19 protein-coding genes are annotated in these 16,043 nt (G+C 72.2%); 13 read left to right on the forward strand and 6 right to left on the reverse strand.

The window, feature by feature from the left end; translation table 11 throughout:
* Positions 1–119: 119 nt before the first annotated feature.
* The 3 genes from AC5WS8_RS14735 to AC5WS8_RS14745 all read left to right on the forward strand — a co-directional run bounded on the left by AC5WS8_RS14735 (position 120) and on the right by AC5WS8_RS14745 (position 2,725).
* Positions 120–1,091: an ABC transporter ATP-binding protein gene (locus AC5WS8_RS14735; RefSeq protein WP_496103922.1), complete on the forward strand. Its 972-nt coding sequence runs from the start codon at positions 120–122 to the stop codon at positions 1,089–1,091.
* Between the two features lie 103 nt (positions 1,092–1,194).
* Complete coding sequence (locus AC5WS8_RS14740; protein WP_496103819.1) at positions 1,195–2,016, forward strand: ABC transporter permease; 822 nt, start codon at positions 1,195–1,197, stop codon at positions 2,014–2,016.
* Positions 2,017–2,050: 34 nt separating this feature from the next.
* The gene (locus AC5WS8_RS14745; RefSeq protein WP_496103820.1) at positions 2,051–2,725 is read left to right on the forward strand and encodes an AAA family ATPase; all 675 of its coding nucleotides are present in this window, start codon (positions 2,051–2,053) and stop codon (positions 2,723–2,725) included.
* 206 nt (positions 2,726–2,931) lie between these two features.
* On the opposite strand, the gene AC5WS8_RS14750 is transcribed toward AC5WS8_RS14745, so the two are convergent.
* The 5 genes from AC5WS8_RS14750 to AC5WS8_RS14770 all read right to left on the reverse strand — a co-directional run bounded on the left by AC5WS8_RS14750 (position 2,932) and on the right by AC5WS8_RS14770 (position 7,219).
* Positions 2,932–3,006, reverse strand: coding sequence for a hypothetical protein (locus tag AC5WS8_RS14750; protein ID WP_465269763.1), 75 nt, complete (start codon positions 3,004–3,006; stop codon positions 2,932–2,934).
* Between the two features lie 39 nt (positions 3,007–3,045).
* Positions 3,046–3,546: a Cys-tRNA(Pro) deacylase gene (gene ybaK, locus AC5WS8_RS14755; protein ID WP_496103821.1), complete on the reverse strand. Its 501-nt coding sequence runs from the start codon at positions 3,544–3,546 to the stop codon at positions 3,046–3,048.
* A 45-nt stretch (positions 3,547–3,591) separates the two neighbouring features.
* Positions 3,592–4,332 (reverse strand): LON peptidase substrate-binding domain-containing protein, encoded by a 741-nt coding sequence (locus AC5WS8_RS14760; RefSeq protein ID WP_496103822.1) that lies wholly within the window; start codon positions 4,330–4,332, stop codon positions 3,592–3,594.
* An 11-nt stretch (positions 4,333–4,343) separates the two neighbouring features.
* Positions 4,344–5,462 carry a hypothetical protein gene (locus tag AC5WS8_RS14765; protein ID WP_496103823.1) on the reverse strand — a complete coding sequence of 373 codons (1,119 nt, stop codon included), beginning with the start codon at positions 5,460–5,462 and terminating at the stop codon, positions 4,344–4,346.
* Between the two features lie 176 nt (positions 5,463–5,638).
* Positions 5,639–7,219, reverse strand: coding sequence for an oxidoreductase (locus tag AC5WS8_RS14770; RefSeq protein ID WP_496103824.1), 1,581 nt, complete (start codon positions 7,217–7,219; stop codon positions 5,639–5,641).
* A gap of 309 nt (positions 7,220–7,528) precedes the next feature.
* On the opposite strand from AC5WS8_RS14770, the gene hisD reads away from it, so the two are divergent.
* From hisD to hisF, 8 genes are read left to right on the forward strand one after another with little or no spacing between them, the layout of a single operon-like run.
* A complete protein-coding gene (hisD, locus tag AC5WS8_RS14775) occupies positions 7,529–8,854 on the forward strand; it encodes a histidinol dehydrogenase (protein WP_496103825.1) in 1,326 nt (441 codons plus the stop codon).
* A complete protein-coding gene (locus tag AC5WS8_RS14780; RefSeq protein WP_496103826.1) occupies positions 8,851–9,990 on the forward strand; it encodes a histidinol-phosphate transaminase in 1,140 nt (379 codons plus the stop codon). Before hisD ends, AC5WS8_RS14780 begins: the two co-directional genes overlap by 4 nt.
* Entirely contained in the window at positions 9,987–10,580 is a 594-nt protein-coding gene (gene hisB / locus AC5WS8_RS14785) for an imidazoleglycerol-phosphate dehydratase HisB (RefSeq protein ID WP_030783530.1), read from the forward strand. Before AC5WS8_RS14780 ends, hisB begins: the two co-directional genes overlap by 4 nt.
* 3 nt (positions 10,581–10,583) lie before the next feature.
* Positions 10,584–10,748, forward strand: coding sequence for a hypothetical protein (locus AC5WS8_RS14790; protein ID WP_496103827.1), 165 nt, complete (start codon positions 10,584–10,586; stop codon positions 10,746–10,748).
* Positions 10,739–11,386: an imidazole glycerol phosphate synthase subunit HisH gene (gene hisH, locus AC5WS8_RS14795; RefSeq protein ID WP_496103828.1), complete on the forward strand. Its 648-nt coding sequence runs from the start codon at positions 10,739–10,741 to the stop codon at positions 11,384–11,386. The genes AC5WS8_RS14790 and hisH overlap by 10 nt, the downstream gene beginning before the upstream one ends.
* Positions 11,387–11,389: 3 nt before the next feature.
* A complete protein-coding gene (priA, locus tag AC5WS8_RS14800) occupies positions 11,390–12,115 on the forward strand; it encodes a bifunctional 1-(5-phosphoribosyl)-5-((5-phosphoribosylamino)methylideneamino)imidazole-4-carboxamide isomerase/phosphoribosylanthranilate isomerase PriA (RefSeq protein ID WP_496103829.1) in 726 nt (241 codons plus the stop codon).
* Entirely contained in the window at positions 12,112–12,504 is a 393-nt protein-coding gene (locus AC5WS8_RS14805) for a RidA family protein (protein WP_496103830.1), read from the forward strand. Before priA ends, AC5WS8_RS14805 begins: the two co-directional genes overlap by 4 nt.
* A 25-nt stretch (positions 12,505–12,529) precedes the next feature.
* Positions 12,530–13,285 (forward strand): imidazole glycerol phosphate synthase subunit HisF, encoded by a 756-nt coding sequence (gene hisF, locus AC5WS8_RS14810; protein WP_496103831.1) that lies wholly within the window; start codon positions 12,530–12,532, stop codon positions 13,283–13,285.
* 122 nt (positions 13,286–13,407) lie between these two features.
* On the opposite strand, the gene AC5WS8_RS14815 is transcribed toward hisF, so the two are convergent.
* The gene (locus AC5WS8_RS14815; RefSeq protein WP_496103832.1) at positions 13,408–14,043 is read right to left on the reverse strand and encodes a TIGR03085 family metal-binding protein; all 636 of its coding nucleotides are present in this window, start codon (positions 14,041–14,043) and stop codon (positions 13,408–13,410) included.
* Positions 14,044–14,125: 82 nt separating this feature from the next.
* Here AC5WS8_RS14815 and hisI point away from each other — a divergent pair, with 82 nt between their 5' ends.
* Together hisI and AC5WS8_RS14825 are read left to right on the forward strand one after the other, a co-directional pair.
* Positions 14,126–14,527: a phosphoribosyl-AMP cyclohydrolase gene (gene hisI, locus AC5WS8_RS14820; protein ID WP_496103833.1), complete on the forward strand. Its 402-nt coding sequence runs from the start codon at positions 14,126–14,128 to the stop codon at positions 14,525–14,527.
* Positions 14,528–14,538: 11 nt separating this feature from the next.
* Positions 14,539–16,041, forward strand: coding sequence for an anthranilate synthase component I (locus AC5WS8_RS14825; RefSeq protein ID WP_496103834.1), 1,503 nt, complete (start codon positions 14,539–14,541; stop codon positions 16,039–16,041).
* Positions 16,042–16,043 lie beyond the last annotated feature (2 nt).

The raw sequence follows: 16,043 nt of genomic DNA on the forward strand, positions 1-16,043 counted from the left end.
ACGCCGCTCGGGACCGCGGCCTGTGCGGGCCCCGGGAACCGTTCGGCGGGCGGCACCCTTTACCCTCGTCCTTTGTGAGCAAGCGCAGCGCAACGGCACCACGGCACAGTGACGACGTCGTGTGCGCCGTGCGCGGGCTGACCAAGACCTACCCGGCGGTGCGGGGGCGGCGCGGCGCGCCCGGGACGCCCGAGGTACGGGCCACCGACGACGTACGGCTGGACATCCGGCGCGGTGAGATCTTCGGACTGCTCGGGCCGAACGGCGCCGGCAAGTCCACCCTCGTACGCCAGCTCACCGGGCTGATGCGGCCCGACAGCGGCAGCGTCGAGATCATGGGACACGACATCGTGCGTCACCCCGAGCGGGCCGCCCGCATCCTCGCCTACCTCGGCCAGGAGTCCACCGCCCTCGACGAGCTGACCGTCTCACTCGCCGCCGAGACCACCGGACGGCTGCGCGGGCTCGACCTTCGGCAGGCCCGCGACGAGCGGGACGCCGTGCTCGACGAGCTCGGGCTCGCACCGATCGCTTCCAGGCCGCTGAAGAAGCTGTCCGGCGGCCAGCGCCGGCTCGCCTGCTTCGCCGCCGCACTGGTGGGGGAGCGTCCGCTGCTGGTGCTCGACGAGCCGACCACCGGCATGGACCCGGTCGCCCGCCGCGCCGTGTGGGCCGCCGTGGACCGGCGGCGGGCCGCGCGCGGGACGACCGTGGTGCTGGTCACCCACAACGTCATCGAGGCGGAGACCGTCCTCGACCGGGTCGCCGTCCTCGACCGGGGCCGGATCATCGCCTGCGACACCCCGGCCGGGCTCAAGGAGCGCGTCGCCGGCGAGGTCCGCGTCGAACTCGTCTGGCGCGAGCGGGCCCCCCTGGACGTGCCCGAGGTCGCCGCGCTGCGCACCCGCGCCGTGGAGTCCGGGCGCCGCTGGTCGCTGCGGATGGGTCCCGAGGAGGCGCGCGCGGCCGTCGCCACCGTCACCGGGGGCGCCGCCTTCGCCGCCCTCGACGACTTCACCCTGGCCGCACCCAGCCTGGAGGATGTCTACCTGACCCTCGGCGGCAGCGGCCAAGGGCTGGTGAAGGCATGAGCGTGAGGGGCGTCGTGTCCGTATGGAGTTGCGAGGGGAACTTCACGGGCTTGGGGACGAACGTCAGGGGAACCCTGGGGAGAACGAAGAGGAGCAGCGCGAGGTGAGTGTCGTACCCGCCGGGGTCCTGCCCGGCGCCCGGGCGACGGACGACGGCGCCGTGGACGGCGCCGCCCTCGGGCCGCGGGCACGGCTGTGGCCGTCGCTCGCCGCCGTCTACCGGGCCCAGCTGTCGCGGGCCCGGGTCGCGCGGATTCCACTGCTGTTCGTGGCGACGTTCCAGTCGATCGGCATCATGATCATGATGCGCGGGGTGGTGAGCGGCGGCGGGAGCGACGCGTGGTCCGTGGTCGCCGGGTCGTCCGTGCTCGTGGTCGCGTACGTGGGACTGAACCTGCTCGCCCAGTACTTCGGACAGCTGCGCGGCAGCGGCGGGCTCGACCACTACGCCACGCTGCCGGTGCCGGCCGCCGCGGTGGTGCTGGGCGCCGCGGCGGCGTACGCCTCCTTCACCGTGCCCGGGACCCTCGTGACCGCCGTCTTCGGGTGCGTGCTGTTCGGGCTGCCGCTCGCCCACCTGTGGGTCCTCGCCGCGGTGATCCCGCTGGCCGGCGCCGCGCTGTCCGGGCTCGGCGCCGCCCTCGGACTGCTCGCGCCACGGCCCGAACTGGCCACACTGCTCGGGCAGTTGGGCATGTCGGCGGCGCTGCTGCTGGGCGTGCTGCCGGCGCATCGGATGCCGGAGGCCATTCAGGTCGTACGGGACCTGCTGCCCTCGACGTACGGCGTGGAGGCGTTTGCGCGGACCTTCGGCGGGCATCCGGACTGGGCGTTCGTCCTCGGCGACCTGGGCGTGTGCGCCGCCGTCGGGGTGGCCTCGCTGGCCATGGCGACCTGGGCGTACCGCCGGGCGGCCGTCCGGTGACGCGGCTGACAGCCACGCCTGGCAGGATGTGAAGGTGACCGCTCCGTTGACTCCGCCCCCGCCCCCGCACGAACAGTCCCCGCAGTCTTCGCACGAGGCCTGGCACGCCGTGTCCGAGCCCGTGGGGATGGGGCCCGCGCCGCACGGTGCCACGGCCGTGTACGGGGCGGACGGGCCCGCGATGAAGACCGAGGTGTGCGAGGCCGCCGTGATCACGGTGGGCGTCGCCCTCGCCGGGGCGTTGCTCGGGGTGCTGTGGTGGTGGCTGGCGCCGCACGTGCCGCTGGTCGGGGACCGGGTCGACAACGGCTGGGTCGTCTATCTGAAGGACAGCGAGGGGGAACAGGCGATCGGGGTGGACGGGACGTTCACGCTGCTCGCGGCCGGCTTCGGCGTGCTCAGCGCGCTGGTGGTCTTCCTGGTGCGCAAGCGGGGCGGGGTGCCGCTCGTGGTGGCGCTCTGTGTGGGCGGACTGCTGGGATCGCTGCTCGCGTGGCGCCTGGGGGTCTGGCTGGGACCCACGTCCAACGTGATCGCGCACGCCCGGCACGTGGGCAGGGGAGTGACGTTCTCCGCGCCGCTGAAGCTCGGGGCCAAGGGGGCGTTGCTGGCGTGGTCGGTGGCTGCGCTGGTGGTGCACCTGGGGCTGACGGCGCTGTTCGCCCCGCGGGATCCGGACCCCTACGGGGTGGCTGCCCCGCAGGCGTAGCCGTCAGGGCCCGGGCGCAGCCGTCCAGCGGTCGGGGCCGTAGGCGTAGCGGTCAGGGGCGTGCCGTGGCGGTCTCGCCCCCGCCGCCCCTGCTGTGCCCGTCGCCGGGGCTGCGCCGCAGACGCCCGCTGTCGGCCTTCGGCCCCCTCCTCGATCGCCGGACGGGCTGGATCTGGCCTGCCCGGCGTCGGGGTCGTGGGCGGTGGTCACGCCGGCCGGTGGCCGTGGTTGGCGTGACCCTTCTTCATGCGCCATTTGCGCTTGCGTGTCCTCTTCGACATGTTTCCGTACTAGCCGAGGAAACGCCGTACGTCGAGTGGTCAGGCACGGGCGATCGGTGCCAGCGTCGCCTCCGTGAGCTTGGCCAGGTCCTCGGGGGACAGCTCCACCTCCAGGCCCCGGCGCCCCGCGGAGACACAGATCGTGGTGTGCGACGCCGCCGACTCGTCGAGCACGGTGCGGAGCCTCCTGCGCTGACCGAGGGGGGAGATGCCGCCCCGTACGTAGCCCGTCGTACGCTCCGCGAGCAGCGGGTCCGCCATCGCCGCCCGCTTGCCGCCCACCGCCGTGGCCAGCGCCTTCAGGTCGAGGGAACCCGCCACCGGGACCACCCCGACCACGAGTGCCCCGTCCACGTCGGCCACCAGCGTCTTGAACACCCGGGCGGGGGAGACCCCCATCGCCTCGGCTGCCTCCTCGCCGTAGGACGGGTGGGACGGGTCGTGGTCGTAGGCGTGGACCGTGAACTCCACCCCGGCCGCCGTCAGGGCCACCGTCGCCGGTGTGCCGCCCGGCTGCTGCTTCTTCGATTTCTTCGCCATCCGGCCGTGCCCGCTCCCGTTCCCGTCCCCAAAGGCGTTCGCGCGTCAGTTCAGACTTGTCGGCGTCCGCGTCAGCTCCGTCGCCGGCAACGACGGCAGGTTACGGATGATGGCCGTCTCCGCGCGCAGCAGTTTCAGTTCGTCGCGCAGGCGGGAGGCGGTGTCGGGCGCCTGCAGCAGCCGCTGCTTCGTCGGCGTGTCCAGCATCACCGCGGCCGCCACCAGGTACGACACCACAGCCGGTTCGTCCGGCAGGTCGGCGCCCGCCGACAGGGACCTCTCCCGGGCGCCCGCCAGCCGCTTCTGGTACTGCCGGAACGCCCTCAGCACCCCTTCGGCCAGTGCGCCCGCCTCGTCGCCCTGCTCCTCCGGCAGCTCCTCCAGCTCGGCGGTCAGATACTGACCGGAGGCGTCCACCGAGAGCAGGCGGACGCGGGTCGTGCCGGTCGCCAGGACCTCGAACGAGCCGTCGGCCCGCTCCCGGATCGTGGCCGCGTCCGCGATACAGCCCACCGCGTGGAACGCCTTGGCCGGGTCGGCCCCGAAGCCGGCCGTGGGCCCGCGCTCGGGCAGGGCCGTGGGGTCCGGCATGCCCGGCGCGCTCGGCGCCACCTCGTGGCCGTCGCGGATGGCGACGACGGCGAACCGGCGCGGTTCGTCCTCGGGGATCTTCAACAGGTCGCGCATCAGGGCGCGATAGCGCTCCTCGAAGATGTTCAGCGGGAGCACGAGCCCCGGGAACAGCACCGAGTTCAGCGGGAAGAGCGGGAGCCGGACGGTGGTCACGACCCGAAAGCCTAATGGTCGCAGCAGGGCGTGTGGCCGCTGTGGTCGTTCAGGTGCCCGATCAGGTGCCTGCCGGGGGGAGGGCCGGGCGGCAGAAGCCGCTCCGGCGCGTGCGCCGGAACCGGCGACACCACCGCCCGTCGTACCGCTTCCCGCACCTCCAGGAACCGGCCCAGCGGGTCCTCGCAGAACCGGTCCCAGGGAAACGACGTGGCGTACGGGCCGGTCATGCGCAGTTGCGTGAGCGCGTCCCGCCAGCGCTCCAGCCGGACCAGGACGAAGACGAGGAGATTGCGGATCTCCGCGGGCCACGGGTCGGCGGCCGCGAACCGCGACGACAGCGCGATCGCCCGGTCCGCCGCCGCGTCCAGCCGTCCCCGGGCCACGACCACCCCGTCGCCCTCCGTCAGGTACTTGAAGGCGGCGCGCACGGGCAGCGCCTGCACCAGGGAGCCCGGCGGGGCGTCCTGCGCGGCCGTCTCGGCGAAGTCGAAGCACTCCCAGTGCGAGTCGCCGGGGGTGTGCGGGGTCCTTCCCCACTGGGCGCTGCACGCGGCCGACAGGTACTGCAGGGCCGCGACATGACAGCCGTAGTGGTGGGGCGAGCGCCGTACGGCCTCGGCCCACAGCCGCTCGTACTCGGTCTGGCGGGCCTGCGCGCCGCGTGCGTGGTCGAGCGCCAACCGCCACGCCACCGGGTCGCGGGGATCGCTCTCGATCGCCGCGGCGACCAGGGGGGAGATTCGGTGGAGGAGTTCGACGCGGGCCGGCGACTCCCAGGTGCGGGCCACCGCCAGCTGTGCCCCGACCACAGTGGCGTCGGGATCGTGCGGGGCGGCGTTCTGCCAGTCCGTGAGCCATTCGTCGCGCGAGCGGGCGAAGGCGGCGAGCCGTGTCACATACCGGTCGCGGTCCTCCCACTCGGCGGCCTCCCGGGTGGCCGCGAGCAGTCGGGCCGCCGGGCCGAACTCGCCGCGGCCCGCCGCGACCAGGGCGGGCGCCAGACGGTCGTCGGGCGCGTCGAGAAGGACCTCGTCGTCGGCGGGCAGCCCGTCTGTGAGGCGGGGGGAGGTGCGAGCCATCCGTGGCGTACGGGTGAAGGGTCGGAGCAGTGCCATGGTGCCGACCATTGAAAAGCCGCAGGTCGGCGGCGCGCCAGCACGAATGCGTAACCCGCGTTTGGTTGTACCGGGGAGATCCAAGAAAGAGTAAAAAGCGGCTGTTTCCACGGTGATGGACCTCTATGTGCGGTCTCTTCGGCCACGGTGGGCCCGCCAGGAAACAGCAGCACCGTATGTCAACAGGATCAGTTGCGTCTCAGGAGCCTCGTCGCTCCCGCCGCGACCGTCGTCGCCAGTATCCAGCCGAGCAGGATCACCCCCGTCGACACCCACTGCCAGGCCGCGCTCAGCTGCCACTGGCCCGCCTGGCCCAGATCGATGACCGGCAGCAGCAGGTCCAGGGCGAACAGGGAGGGGTTCCACGCCGGATGCCCCTCCTTGTCGACCGGCGGATGACTCGCGTGCGAGAACGCGATCGACGCCGCCGCCCACAGCACCGCCATCCACACCGCGGCGCGGCCGGGCCGGTAACCGTAGGCGACCGTCCAGTCCTGCACGTACCCCCACAGCTTGGCCGCGAGCGGCAGTGTCTCGCGGCGGCGCCGCTGCTTGGCGAGCAGCACCTCGCGCGCGTCCTCGTCCTCACCGGAGTTGCGCAGCACGGATGCGAGCCGCTCGTACGGCTCCGGGTTGTACTCCGCGGTCGCCGCGGCCACCCACTCCAGACGCCGGGCGAGCGGGAAGGCGTCCTGCGGCACGAGGTTCTCGTAGGCGAAACCGCCCATGTGGAGATCGCCGAGTCCCGGCCAGCTCGTCCACCGGTCCACCAGGTTCACGATCCGGGCACCCGAGAGGATCACCTTGCCCCGCTCGGGCCGATCGCCCAGGAAACGCAGCTCGGGCGTCTGGACCCGGCGCAGCGACAGCTCCTGGTCGTCGTCGAGGACGAACCGGGCCCGGTCCAGGTCGACCGCGTCCCCGAACCGCCCGTCGTCCAGCCGGATCCCGCCCCGGCACTCGAAGCGCTGCACCCGGGTGCCCCGGGCGGGGGTGGTGCCGCTGCTCTGCAGCGGATTGCCGACGCCCGCAGGGGTGAGGTACAGGGTGCGCTCCACCGTCAGCTGCGGGGCGTTGAGGGCCAGCCGGGAGTAAGGGTTGGCCAGCCGGGCGCCGCGCAGGCTCAGCGAGACACCGACCTTGGCGCTGCGCATGCTGAACTCCCCGTACGACTCCAGCATCTCGGCCTGCAGGTCCTGACCGACGCTCAGTCCGTCCGCGGAGATGGAGCGGCCCCGCCGGTCCCGGTGGACGACGGCCTGGTTGAGCATCAGGTCGGTGCCGATGTGCGCGTCCGTGAGCCGCACACCACCCTGGAACCGGCAGCGCGCCAGATGCAGGTCGCCCTCCGTGTGCACACGCGCCGCCTCCAGACGCGGCACCGAGCAGTCCACGAACCGCACGGTCGTGAAACGGGCCTCCGGCAGCAGGACCTCCTTCTCGAACCGGCAGCCCTTCAGCTCCAGGTACGGCACGACCGTGCCGCCCGCGAGATCCAGCGCGTCCGTGATCCGCACGCCGGTCAGCTTCAGCGACGAGACCCGCCCCGCGAGCGCGGGCGGGCCGTCGAGGAGCAGCCAGGCAACGATCCGGGCCCGCACGCTGCGCTCGGGCCCCCACGGGTGGCCGCCGTGCGGATCGTCCACGGCGGGGTCCCCGTCGCGCAGGTCGTACTCGCTGCCGTTGCGGAAGGCCTGCCACATTCCGGCCTCCGTGGCGGTCAGCCCGTCCGGCACGTCCTCGACACGGAGGCCGGCACCCTCGGTCACGACGCTTCCTTCCCCCCTCGGCTACTCGCGGGTTTCGTACGACCGTTCATGCCCGCTGTGTGACGGGCCGAACGCTGAAGGTGAAGGGGATCTTCCGCCTCACGGCCCCCACCCACCGAATCAGGCCACCTGGCCCCGCGGCCCTCACCGCGCGCCGGGCTCCGCCGCGACACGCCGTGTCGTCCACCGATGCGTCCCGTTCACCCGCGGCCGACCGGCCCGCCACCGAGCCGTCCGCCCGCCCACGCCCTGTATCAGCCATTGATACGGCCGTCCGGCCCGGCGGTGCCGTCTGCGAGAATTGGGGCTGTGATCTCCCGAATCGATCTGCGCGGCGACGCCCTCCCGGAGGGCCCCGCCCTGCGCGACCTGCTGCCCCGAGCCGACTTCGACGTAGCGGCCGCCCTGGAGAAGGTGCGTCCGATCTGCGAAGCCGTGCATCATCGTGGCGACGCGGCGCTGATCGACTTCGCCGAGAAGTTCGACGGAGTCCGCCTCACGTCGGTCCGGGTCCCCGCCCAGGCTCTGAAGGACGCCCTGGAGCAGCTCGACCCGGCCGTGCGCGCGGCCCTGGAGGAGTCCATCCGCCGCGCCCGTCTCGTCCACCGCGAGCAGCGCCGCAGCACGCACACCACCCGGGTCGTGCCCGGTGGCACGGTGACCGAGAAGTGGGTGCCGGTGGAGCGCGTGGGCCTGTACGCGCCCGGCGGCCGGTCCGTCTACCCGTCGTCCGTGATCATGAACGTCGTCCCGGCCCAGGAGGCCGGTGTCGGGTCGATCGCCCTCGCTTCCCCCGCCCAGGCCGAGTTCGACGGCCTGCCGCACCCGACGATCCTCGCCGCCTGCGCCCTGCTGGGCGTCGACGAGGTGTACGCGGCCGGCGGAGCGACCGCCGTCGCGATGTTCGCGTACGGCACCGAGTCCTGCCCGCCCGCGAACATGGTCACCGGCCCCGGCAACATCTGGGTCGCCGCCGCCAAGCGCTACTTCACCGGAAGGATCGGCATCGACACCGAGGCCGGCCCCACCGAGATCGCGATCCTCGCGGACTCCACCGCGGACCCGGTGCACGTGGCCTCCGACCTGATCAGCCAGGCCGAGCACGACCCGCTGGCGGCCGCCGTCCTCGTCACCGACTCCGTCGAGCTCGCGGACGCCGTGGAGAAGGAGCTGGAGCCTCAGGTCGCCGCCACCAGGCATGTCGAGGACCGGATCCGGCCGGCTCTGGCCGGCAAGCAGTCGGCGATCGTGCTGGTCGACGGCATCGACGAGGGGCTGCGCGTCGTGGACGCGTACGGAGCCGAGCACCTGGAGATCCAGACCGCCGACGCCGCCGCGGTGGCGGACCGCGTCAAGAACGCGGGTGCCGTCTTCGTCGGCCCCTGGGCGCCGGTCTCCCTCGGCGACTACGCGGCCGGGTCCAACCACGTGCTCCCGACCGGGGGCTGCGCCTGCCACTCCTCCGGCCTGTCCGTCCAGTCCTTCCTGCGCGGAATCCACGTCGTCGACTACACGAAGGACGCGCTCGCCGAGGTCGCGCACCACGTGGTCACGCTGGCGGAGGCGGAGGACCTCCCGGCGCACGGCGCGGCGATCAAGGCAAGGTTCGGTTGGAAGGTGCCCGAGAGCAAGTGAGCCTCAGAATCGACGATCTTCCCGTCCGGGACGAGTTGCGCGGCAAGAGCCCCTATGGCGCCCCCCAGCTCGACGTGCCCGTACGGCTGAACACCAACGAGAACCCGTACCCGCTGCCCGAGCCGCTCGTCGAACGGATCACCGAGCGCGTACGCGAGGCCGCCCGCGGCCTGAACCGCTACCCGGACCGCGACGCGGTCGAACTGCGCACGCGGCTCGCCGAGTACCTGACGAAGACCGGCGGACACCACGTCGGCCTCGAGAACGTCTGGGCGGCCAACGGCTCCAACGAGGTCATCCAGCAGCTCCTGCAGACCTTCGGCGGCCCCGGGCGCACCGCGATCGGCTTCGAGCCGTCGTACTCGATGCACGCGCTCATCGCACGCGGCACCGGCACCGGCTGGATCTCCGGCCCCCGCAACGAGGACTTCACGATCGACCTCCCGGCCGCCGAGAAGGCGATCGCCGAGCACCGGCCGGACGTCGTCTTCGTCACCACCCCCAACAACCCGACGGGCAACGCGGTGCCGCCCGAGACGGTCCTCGCCCTGTACGAGGCCGCGCAGGCGGCCAAGCCGTCCATGGTGATCGTCGACGAGGCGTACATCGAGTTCAGCCATGGCGCGTCGCTGCTGCCGCTGCTCGAAGGTCGGCCGAATCTCGTCGTCTCGCGCACCATGTCGAAGGCTTTCGGCGCCGCCGGCCTGCGCCTCGGCTACCTCGCCGCGCACCCGGCGGTCGTGGACGCCGTCCAGCTCGTCCGGCTGCCGTACCACCTCTCGGCGATCACCCAGGCGACCGCCCTGGCCGCCCTTGAGCACACCGACACCCTGCTGAAGTACGTCGAGCAGCTGAAGTCGGAACGGGACCGGCTGGTCGCCGAACTGCGGGCCATCGGCTACGACGTCACCGAGTCCGACGCCAACTTCGTGCAGTTCGGGCGCTTCCCCGACGCGCACGAGGCCTGGCGGAGGATCCTGGAGCGGGGCGTCCTGGTCCGGGACAACGGCGTACCGGGGTGGCTGCGGGTCACCGCCGGGACCCCGGAGGAGAACGACGCGTTCCTCGACGCGGTCCGTGAACCACTGAACGTGGTGGGGGACATCCCCACACCCCCGAAGGAGCAGAGCGCATGAGCCGCGTCGGGCGCGTGGAGCGCACCACCAAGGAGACCTCGGTCCTCGTCGAGATCGACCTCGACGGCACCGGCAGGACCGACATCGCCACGGGAGTCGGCTTCTACGACCACATGCTCGACCAGCTCGGCCGGCACGGTCTGTTCGACCTGACCGTGAAGACCGACGGCGACCTGCACATCGACTCGCACCACACCATCGAGGACACCGCCCTCGCGCTCGGTGCCGCCTTCAAGCAGGCCCTCGGCGACAAGGTGGGCATCTACCGCTTCGGCAACTGCACGGTCCCGCTGGACGAGTCCCTCGCCCAGGTCACCGTCGACCTCTCCGGCCGCCCCTACCTGGTGCACACCGAGCCCGAGAACATGGCGCCGATGATCGGCGAGTACGACACCACGATGACCCGGCACATCCTGGAGTCCTTCGTCGCCCAGGCCCAGATAGCGCTGCACGTGCACGTGCCCTACGGGCGCAACGCCCACCACATCGTGGAGTGCCAGTTCAAGGCGCTGGCCCGGGCCCTGCGCTACGCGAGCGAGCGCGACCCGCGCGCGGCCGGCATCCTCCCGTCCACGAAGGGCGCGCTGTAGGCCATGAACGGCACCTCGACCCTGCTGATCGTCGTCGGCCTGTTCCTCGTCGGTGGGATCATCTCCTTCGTCAAGCAGAAGATGCCCAGGAGCCTGATCGTGCTGCTGTCCATCGCCGCGGCACTGTGTCTCGTCGCGGGCGTCATGCGTCTGGAGGTGTGGAATTGAGCACCGCCAAGAACGTCGTGGTCTTCGACTACGGCTTCGGCAACGTCCGCTCCGCCGAGCGTGCGCTCGCCCGCGCGGGCGCCGACGTGGAGATCACCCGCGATTTCGACCGTGCCATGAACGCCGACGGCCTGCTGGTGCCCGGCGTCGGCGCCTTCGCCGCCTGCATGCAGGGCCTGAAGGAGGCGCGTGGCGACTGGATCATCGACCGCCGGCTGGCCGGCGGGCGCCCCGTGATGGGCATCTGCGTCGGCATGCAGATCCTCTTCGGCCTCGGCATCGAGCACGGCGTCCAGACCGAGGGCCTCGCCGAGTGGCCGGGCCGGGTCGAACCGCTCCAGGCGGACGTCGTGCCCCACATGGGCTGGAACACCGTCGAGGCACCGGCCGACTCCGAGCTGTTCGCCGGCCTGGACGCGGACGCGCGCTTCTACTTCGTGCACTCCTACGCCGTCCATGACTGGCAGCTCCAGACGCACAACCCGGCGATGAGCGCCCCCAAGGTGACCTGGTCGACGCACGGCAAGCCGTTCGTCGCGGCCGTGGAGAACGGCGCCCTGTGGGCCACGCAGTTCCACCCCGAGAAGTCCGGCGACGCCGGCGCGCAGCTGCTCACCAACTGGATCGGAACCCTGTAGACCATGGCCAAGCTCGAACTCCTCCCCGCCGTCGACGTCCGCGACGGCCAGGCCGTCCGCCTCGTGCACGGCGAGTCCGGCACGGAGACCTCCTACGGCTCCCCGCTGGAGGCCGCCCTCGCCTGGCAGCGGGCGGGCGCCGAGTGGCTGCACCTGGTCGACCTGGACGCCGCGTTCGGCACCGGTGACAACCGCGCGGTGATCGCCGAGGTCACCCAGGCCATGGACATCAAGGTGGAGCTGTCCGGCGGCATCCGCGACGACGGCACCCTGGCCGCCGCCCTGGCCACCGGCTGCACCCGCGTGAACCTCGGCACGGCCGCCCTGGAGGCCCCGGAGTGGGTCGCCGAGGTCATCGCCGAGCACGGCGACAAGATCGCCGTGGGTCTGGACGTCCGCGGCACCACCCTGCGAGGCCGCGGCTGGACCCGCGACGGCGGCGACCTCTACGAGACGCTGGAGCGCCTCGACAAGGAGGGCTGCGCGCGGTACGTGGTCACGGACATCGCGAAGGACGGCACGCTGCAGGGCCCGAACCTGGAGCTGCTGCGCAACGTCTGCGCGGCGACGGACCGCCCGGTCGTCGCCTCCGGCGGCGTGTCGTCCCTGGACGACCTGCGGGCGATCGCCGGCCTCGTCCCAGTGGGGGTTGAGGGCGCGATCGTCGGGAAGGCCCTGTACGCGAAGGCGTTCACCCTGGAAGAGGCCCTGGAGGTTGTGTCGTCATGACGTCGGAAGCCGTACGGCGTGTGCAGAGCGGAAGTCCCTGGGAGGAGTCCTTCGGTTTCGCGCGTGCCGTCGCGGCGGGGGACCGCGTCCTGGTGGGCGGCACGACGTCCTTCAAGGGCACCGTGCTGTACGGGGAGGGCGACCCGTACGAGCAGGCGAAGGTGGCGTTCACCAGTGCGCTGGAGGCGATCGCCGAGTTCGGTCTCGGCCCCGAGTCGGTGGTCCGGACCCGGATGTTCCTGACCCACCAGCGCGACGTCGACGAGGTGGGCCGGGCTCACAAGGAGCTGTTCGACCAGGTGCGTCCGGTGACGACCCTGCTGGTGGTCGGGGGTTTCGTCGACCCGCGCATCCTGGTCGAAGTGGAACTGGAAGCCGTCAGAGGCTAGAAGAAGCAAGAGGAGCCGTGGATTCATGACCCTGGCGGTCCGAGTCATCCCCTGCCTGGACGTGGACAACGGCCGGGTCGTCAAAGGTGTCAACTTCCAGAACCTGCGCGACGCCGGCGACCCCGTCGAGATGGCGAAGGTGTACGACGCCGAGGGCGCCGACGAGCTGACGTTCCTGGACATCACCGCCTCCTCGGGCAACCGGGAGACGACGTACGACGTGGTGCGCCGCACCGCCGAGCAGGTGTTCATCCCGCTGACGGTCGGCGGCGGCGTCCGCACCGCCGAGGACGTGGACAAGCTGCTGCGGGCGGGCGCCGACAAGGTCGGCGTCAACACGGCGGCGATCGCCCGCCCGGACCTGATCCGGGAGATCGCGGAGCGCTTCGGCCGCCAGGTCCTGGTGCTCTCGGTGGACGCGCGCCGCACCGAGTCGGGTTCCTTCGAGGTGACGACCCACGGCGGCCGCCGCGGCACCGGCATCGACGCGATCGAGTGGGCGCACCGTGCGGCGGAGCTGGGCGCGGGCGAGATCCTGCTGAACTCGATGGACGCGGACGGCACCAAGGACGGCTACGACCTGGAGATGATCGCGGCCGTCCGCAAGCACGTCACGGTCCCGCTGATCGCCTCCGGCGGCGCGGGCGCACTGGGCCACTTCCCCCCGGCCGTCGCGGCGGGCGCGGACGCGGTGCTGGCGGCGTCGGTGTTCCACTTCGGTGACCTGCGGATCGGAGAGGTGAAGCAGACGCTGCGGGAGGCGGGGCATCCCGTGAGGTGAGGCCGCGCCCAAGGTGAGGCCACGCTGGACCCGGGCCCCGGTCGCCATGAGGTGGCCGGGGCTTCCTCGCGGGCAGACGCGAAAGCCGGATCGAAAGCCGGACGCGGAAGCTGCAGGCTCCCTCAGATCCCCAGCTGCTTCGTCTCCTGCAGCTTCGTGATCGCCTCCTTCTCGCCCTCCATTTCCACGTCCGCCACCCGCTGCCGGCCCAGTGCGAACATCAGCAGTTCCGAGGGCTCGCCGGTGATCGTCACCACCGGGGTGCCACGGTGGGCGACCGCCGTCTGGCCGTTCGGGCGGCGCAGGACCAGGCCCGTCGGGGCGCCGCGTCCGGTCAGGCGGGCCGTGCGCTCCAGGCGGGACCACAGGGCGTCCTGGAAGACCGGGTCCAGCTCGCGCGGCGCCCAGTCGGGCTGCGCCCGGCGCACGTCCTCCGTGTGGACGTAGAACTCGACCGTGTTGGCCGCCTCGTCGATCTGTTTCAGGGAGAAGAGCGAGAAGCGCGGCGGGCCGGTACGGATCAGCTGGATCAGCTCCTCGTACGGCTTCGCGGCGTACTCGTCCATCACCTTCTCCAGGCGTGGTGCGAGCTGTTTGATCAGCACGCCTCCGGCGGCGTCCGGGCGGCGTTCGCGCACCACCAGGTGGGCGGCGAGGTCACGGGTCCTCCAGCCCTCGCACAGCGTGGGCGCGGCGGGGCCCGTGGCCTCCAACAGGTCGGCGAGGAGGAGTCGTTCACGCTTGGCATGGGTCGACATGCAGTCAGCGTACGACCGGGGCGACGGTCCGCCCAGCGGACGGTGACCGGGGATGTCGGCGTGGCGCGGCACAATGGTCCGCATGACCAGCACGCCTGATCCCTCAAGGCCCAGCGGCCTGGACCCCGAGATCGCCGCGCGCCTCAAGCGCAGCGCCGACGGGCTGCTCCCCGCCATCGCCCAGCAGTACGACACCGGTGAGGTGCTCATGCTCGGCTGGATGGACGACGAGGCGCTGCACCGCACCCTCACCACCGGCCGCTGCACCTACTGGTCGCGCAGCCGCCGGGAGTACTGGGTCAAGGGCGACACCTCCGGCCATGTGCAGCACGTGAGGTCGGTCGCGCTCGACTGCGACGCCGACGCCGTGCTGGTCAGGGTCGACCAGGTCGGCGCCGCCTGCCACACCGGCGACCGCACCTGCTTCGACGCGGACGTGCTGCTCAAGGACGCCCCCTCCGGCCCACCGGCCGCGGATCAGTAAGGTCGGCCGCCATGGACCTCGAGACGTTCCGCAAGCTGGCCACCGACCGCCGCGTCATCCCGGTCACGCGCAAGCTCCTCGCCGACGGCGACACCCCGGTCGCGCTCTACCGCAAACTCGCCGCCGAGCGCCCCGGCACCTTCCTGCTGGAGTCCGCGGAGAACGGCCGCGCCGCGTACCAATGGTCCCGCTACTCCTTCGTGGGCGTCCGCTCGGCCGGCACCCTGACCGAGCGGGGCGGCCAAGCCCACTGGCTCGGCACCCCGCCCGTCGGCGTCCCCACGGACGGCGACCCGCTGGCCGCCCTGAGGGCCACCGTCGAGGCCCTTCACACCCCCCGCGACCTCGCCCACGACCTGGGCCTGCCGCCCTTCACCGGCGGCATGGTCGGCTATCTGGGCTACGACATCGTGCGCCGCCTGGAGAAGATCGGCCCCGGCGAGCGGGACGACCTGAGGCTGCCCGAGCTGACCATGCTCCTCACCAGCGACCTCGCGGTCATGGACCACTGGGAGGGCTCGGTCCTGCTCATCGCCAACGCCATCAACCACAACGACCTCGACACCGGCGTCGACGAGGCGTACGCGGACGCCGTGGCCCGTCTCGACGCCATGGAGGCCGACCTCACGCGGGCGGTCGCCCAGCCCCCCGCCGCCCTGCCGCCCTCCGAACTGCCCGAGTACACCGCCCGGTGGGGCGGCGAGGACTTCCAGGAGGCGGTCGAGGACATCAAGGAGCGCATCCGCGCGGGCGAGGCCTTCCAGGTCGTCCCCTCGCAGCGCTTCGAGACGCCGTGCACGGCGAGCGCGCTGGACGTCTACCGGGTGCTCAGGGCCACCAATCCCTCGCCGTACATGTACCTGTTCCGCTTCGAGGGCTTCGACGTCGTCGGGTCGTCCCCCGAGGCGCTGGTGAAGGTCGAGGACGGCCGGGCCATGGTCCACCCCATCGCCGGCACCCGGCACCGCGGCGCCACCCCGCAGGAGGACCAGGCTCTCGCCGAGGAGCTGCTCGCCGACCCCAAGGAGCGCGCCGAGCACCTGATGCTCGTCGACCTGGGGCGCAACGACCTGGGCCGGGTGTGCGAGCCCGGCTCGGTGGAGGTCGTCGACTTCATGTCGATCGAGCGGTACTCCCACGTGATGCACATCGTCTCGACGGTCACCGGACGGGTCGCGGCCGGGCGCACGTCCTTCGACGTCCTCACCGCCTGCTTCCCGGCGGGCACCCTCTCCGGTGCCCCCAAGCCCCGCGCCATGCAGATCATCGACGAGCTCGAGCCGTCCCGGCGCGGGTTGTACGGCGGCTGCGTCGGCTACCTCGACTTCGCGGGCGACTCCGACACCGCCATCGCCATCCGCACGGCCCTGCTGCGCGACGGCACGGCCCACGTCCAGGCCGGAGCCGGCATCGTCGCCGACTCCGACCCGGTCGCGGAGGACAACGAGTGCCGCAACAAGGCGGCCGCCGTCCTCCGCGCGGTGCACACGGCCAACAGGCTCACATCACCGTGAGG

This window comes from Streptomyces sp. PTL18, from assembly GCF_059510295.1.

What these genes read in the sequence shown, in the direction of transcription:
- priA (WP_496103829.1), top strand. Translation starts at nt 11,390, where the DNA reads ATGGCCAAGCTCGAACTCCTCCCCGCCGTCGACGTCCGCGACGGCCAG.
- AC5WS8_RS14790 (WP_496103827.1), top strand. Translation starts at nt 10,584, where the DNA reads ATGAACGGCACCTCGACCCTGCTGATCGTCGTCGGCCTGTTCCTCGTC.
- hisB (WP_030783530.1), top strand. Translation starts at nt 9,987, where the DNA reads ATGAGCCGCGTCGGGCGCGTGGAGCGCACCACCAAGGAGACCTCGGTC.
- AC5WS8_RS14815 (WP_496103832.1), bottom strand. Translation starts at nt 14,043, where the DNA reads ATGTCGACCCATGCCAAGCGTGAACGACTCCTCCTCGCCGACCTGTTG.
- hisF (WP_496103831.1), top strand. Translation starts at nt 12,530, where the DNA reads ATGACCCTGGCGGTCCGAGTCATCCCCTGCCTGGACGTGGACAACGGC.
- AC5WS8_RS14825 (WP_496103834.1), top strand. Translation starts at nt 14,539, where the DNA reads ATGGACCTCGAGACGTTCCGCAAGCTGGCCACCGACCGCCGCGTCATC.
- AC5WS8_RS14805 (WP_496103830.1), top strand. Translation starts at nt 12,112, where the DNA reads ATGACGTCGGAAGCCGTACGGCGTGTGCAGAGCGGAAGTCCCTGGGAG.
- AC5WS8_RS14765 (WP_496103823.1), bottom strand. Translation starts at nt 5,462, where the DNA reads ATGGTCGGCACCATGGCACTGCTCCGACCCTTCACCCGTACGCCACGG.
- ybaK (WP_496103821.1), bottom strand. Translation starts at nt 3,546, where the DNA reads ATGGCGAAGAAATCGAAGAAGCAGCAGCCGGGCGGCACACCGGCGACG.
- hisI (WP_496103833.1), top strand. Translation starts at nt 14,126, where the DNA reads ATGACCAGCACGCCTGATCCCTCAAGGCCCAGCGGCCTGGACCCCGAG.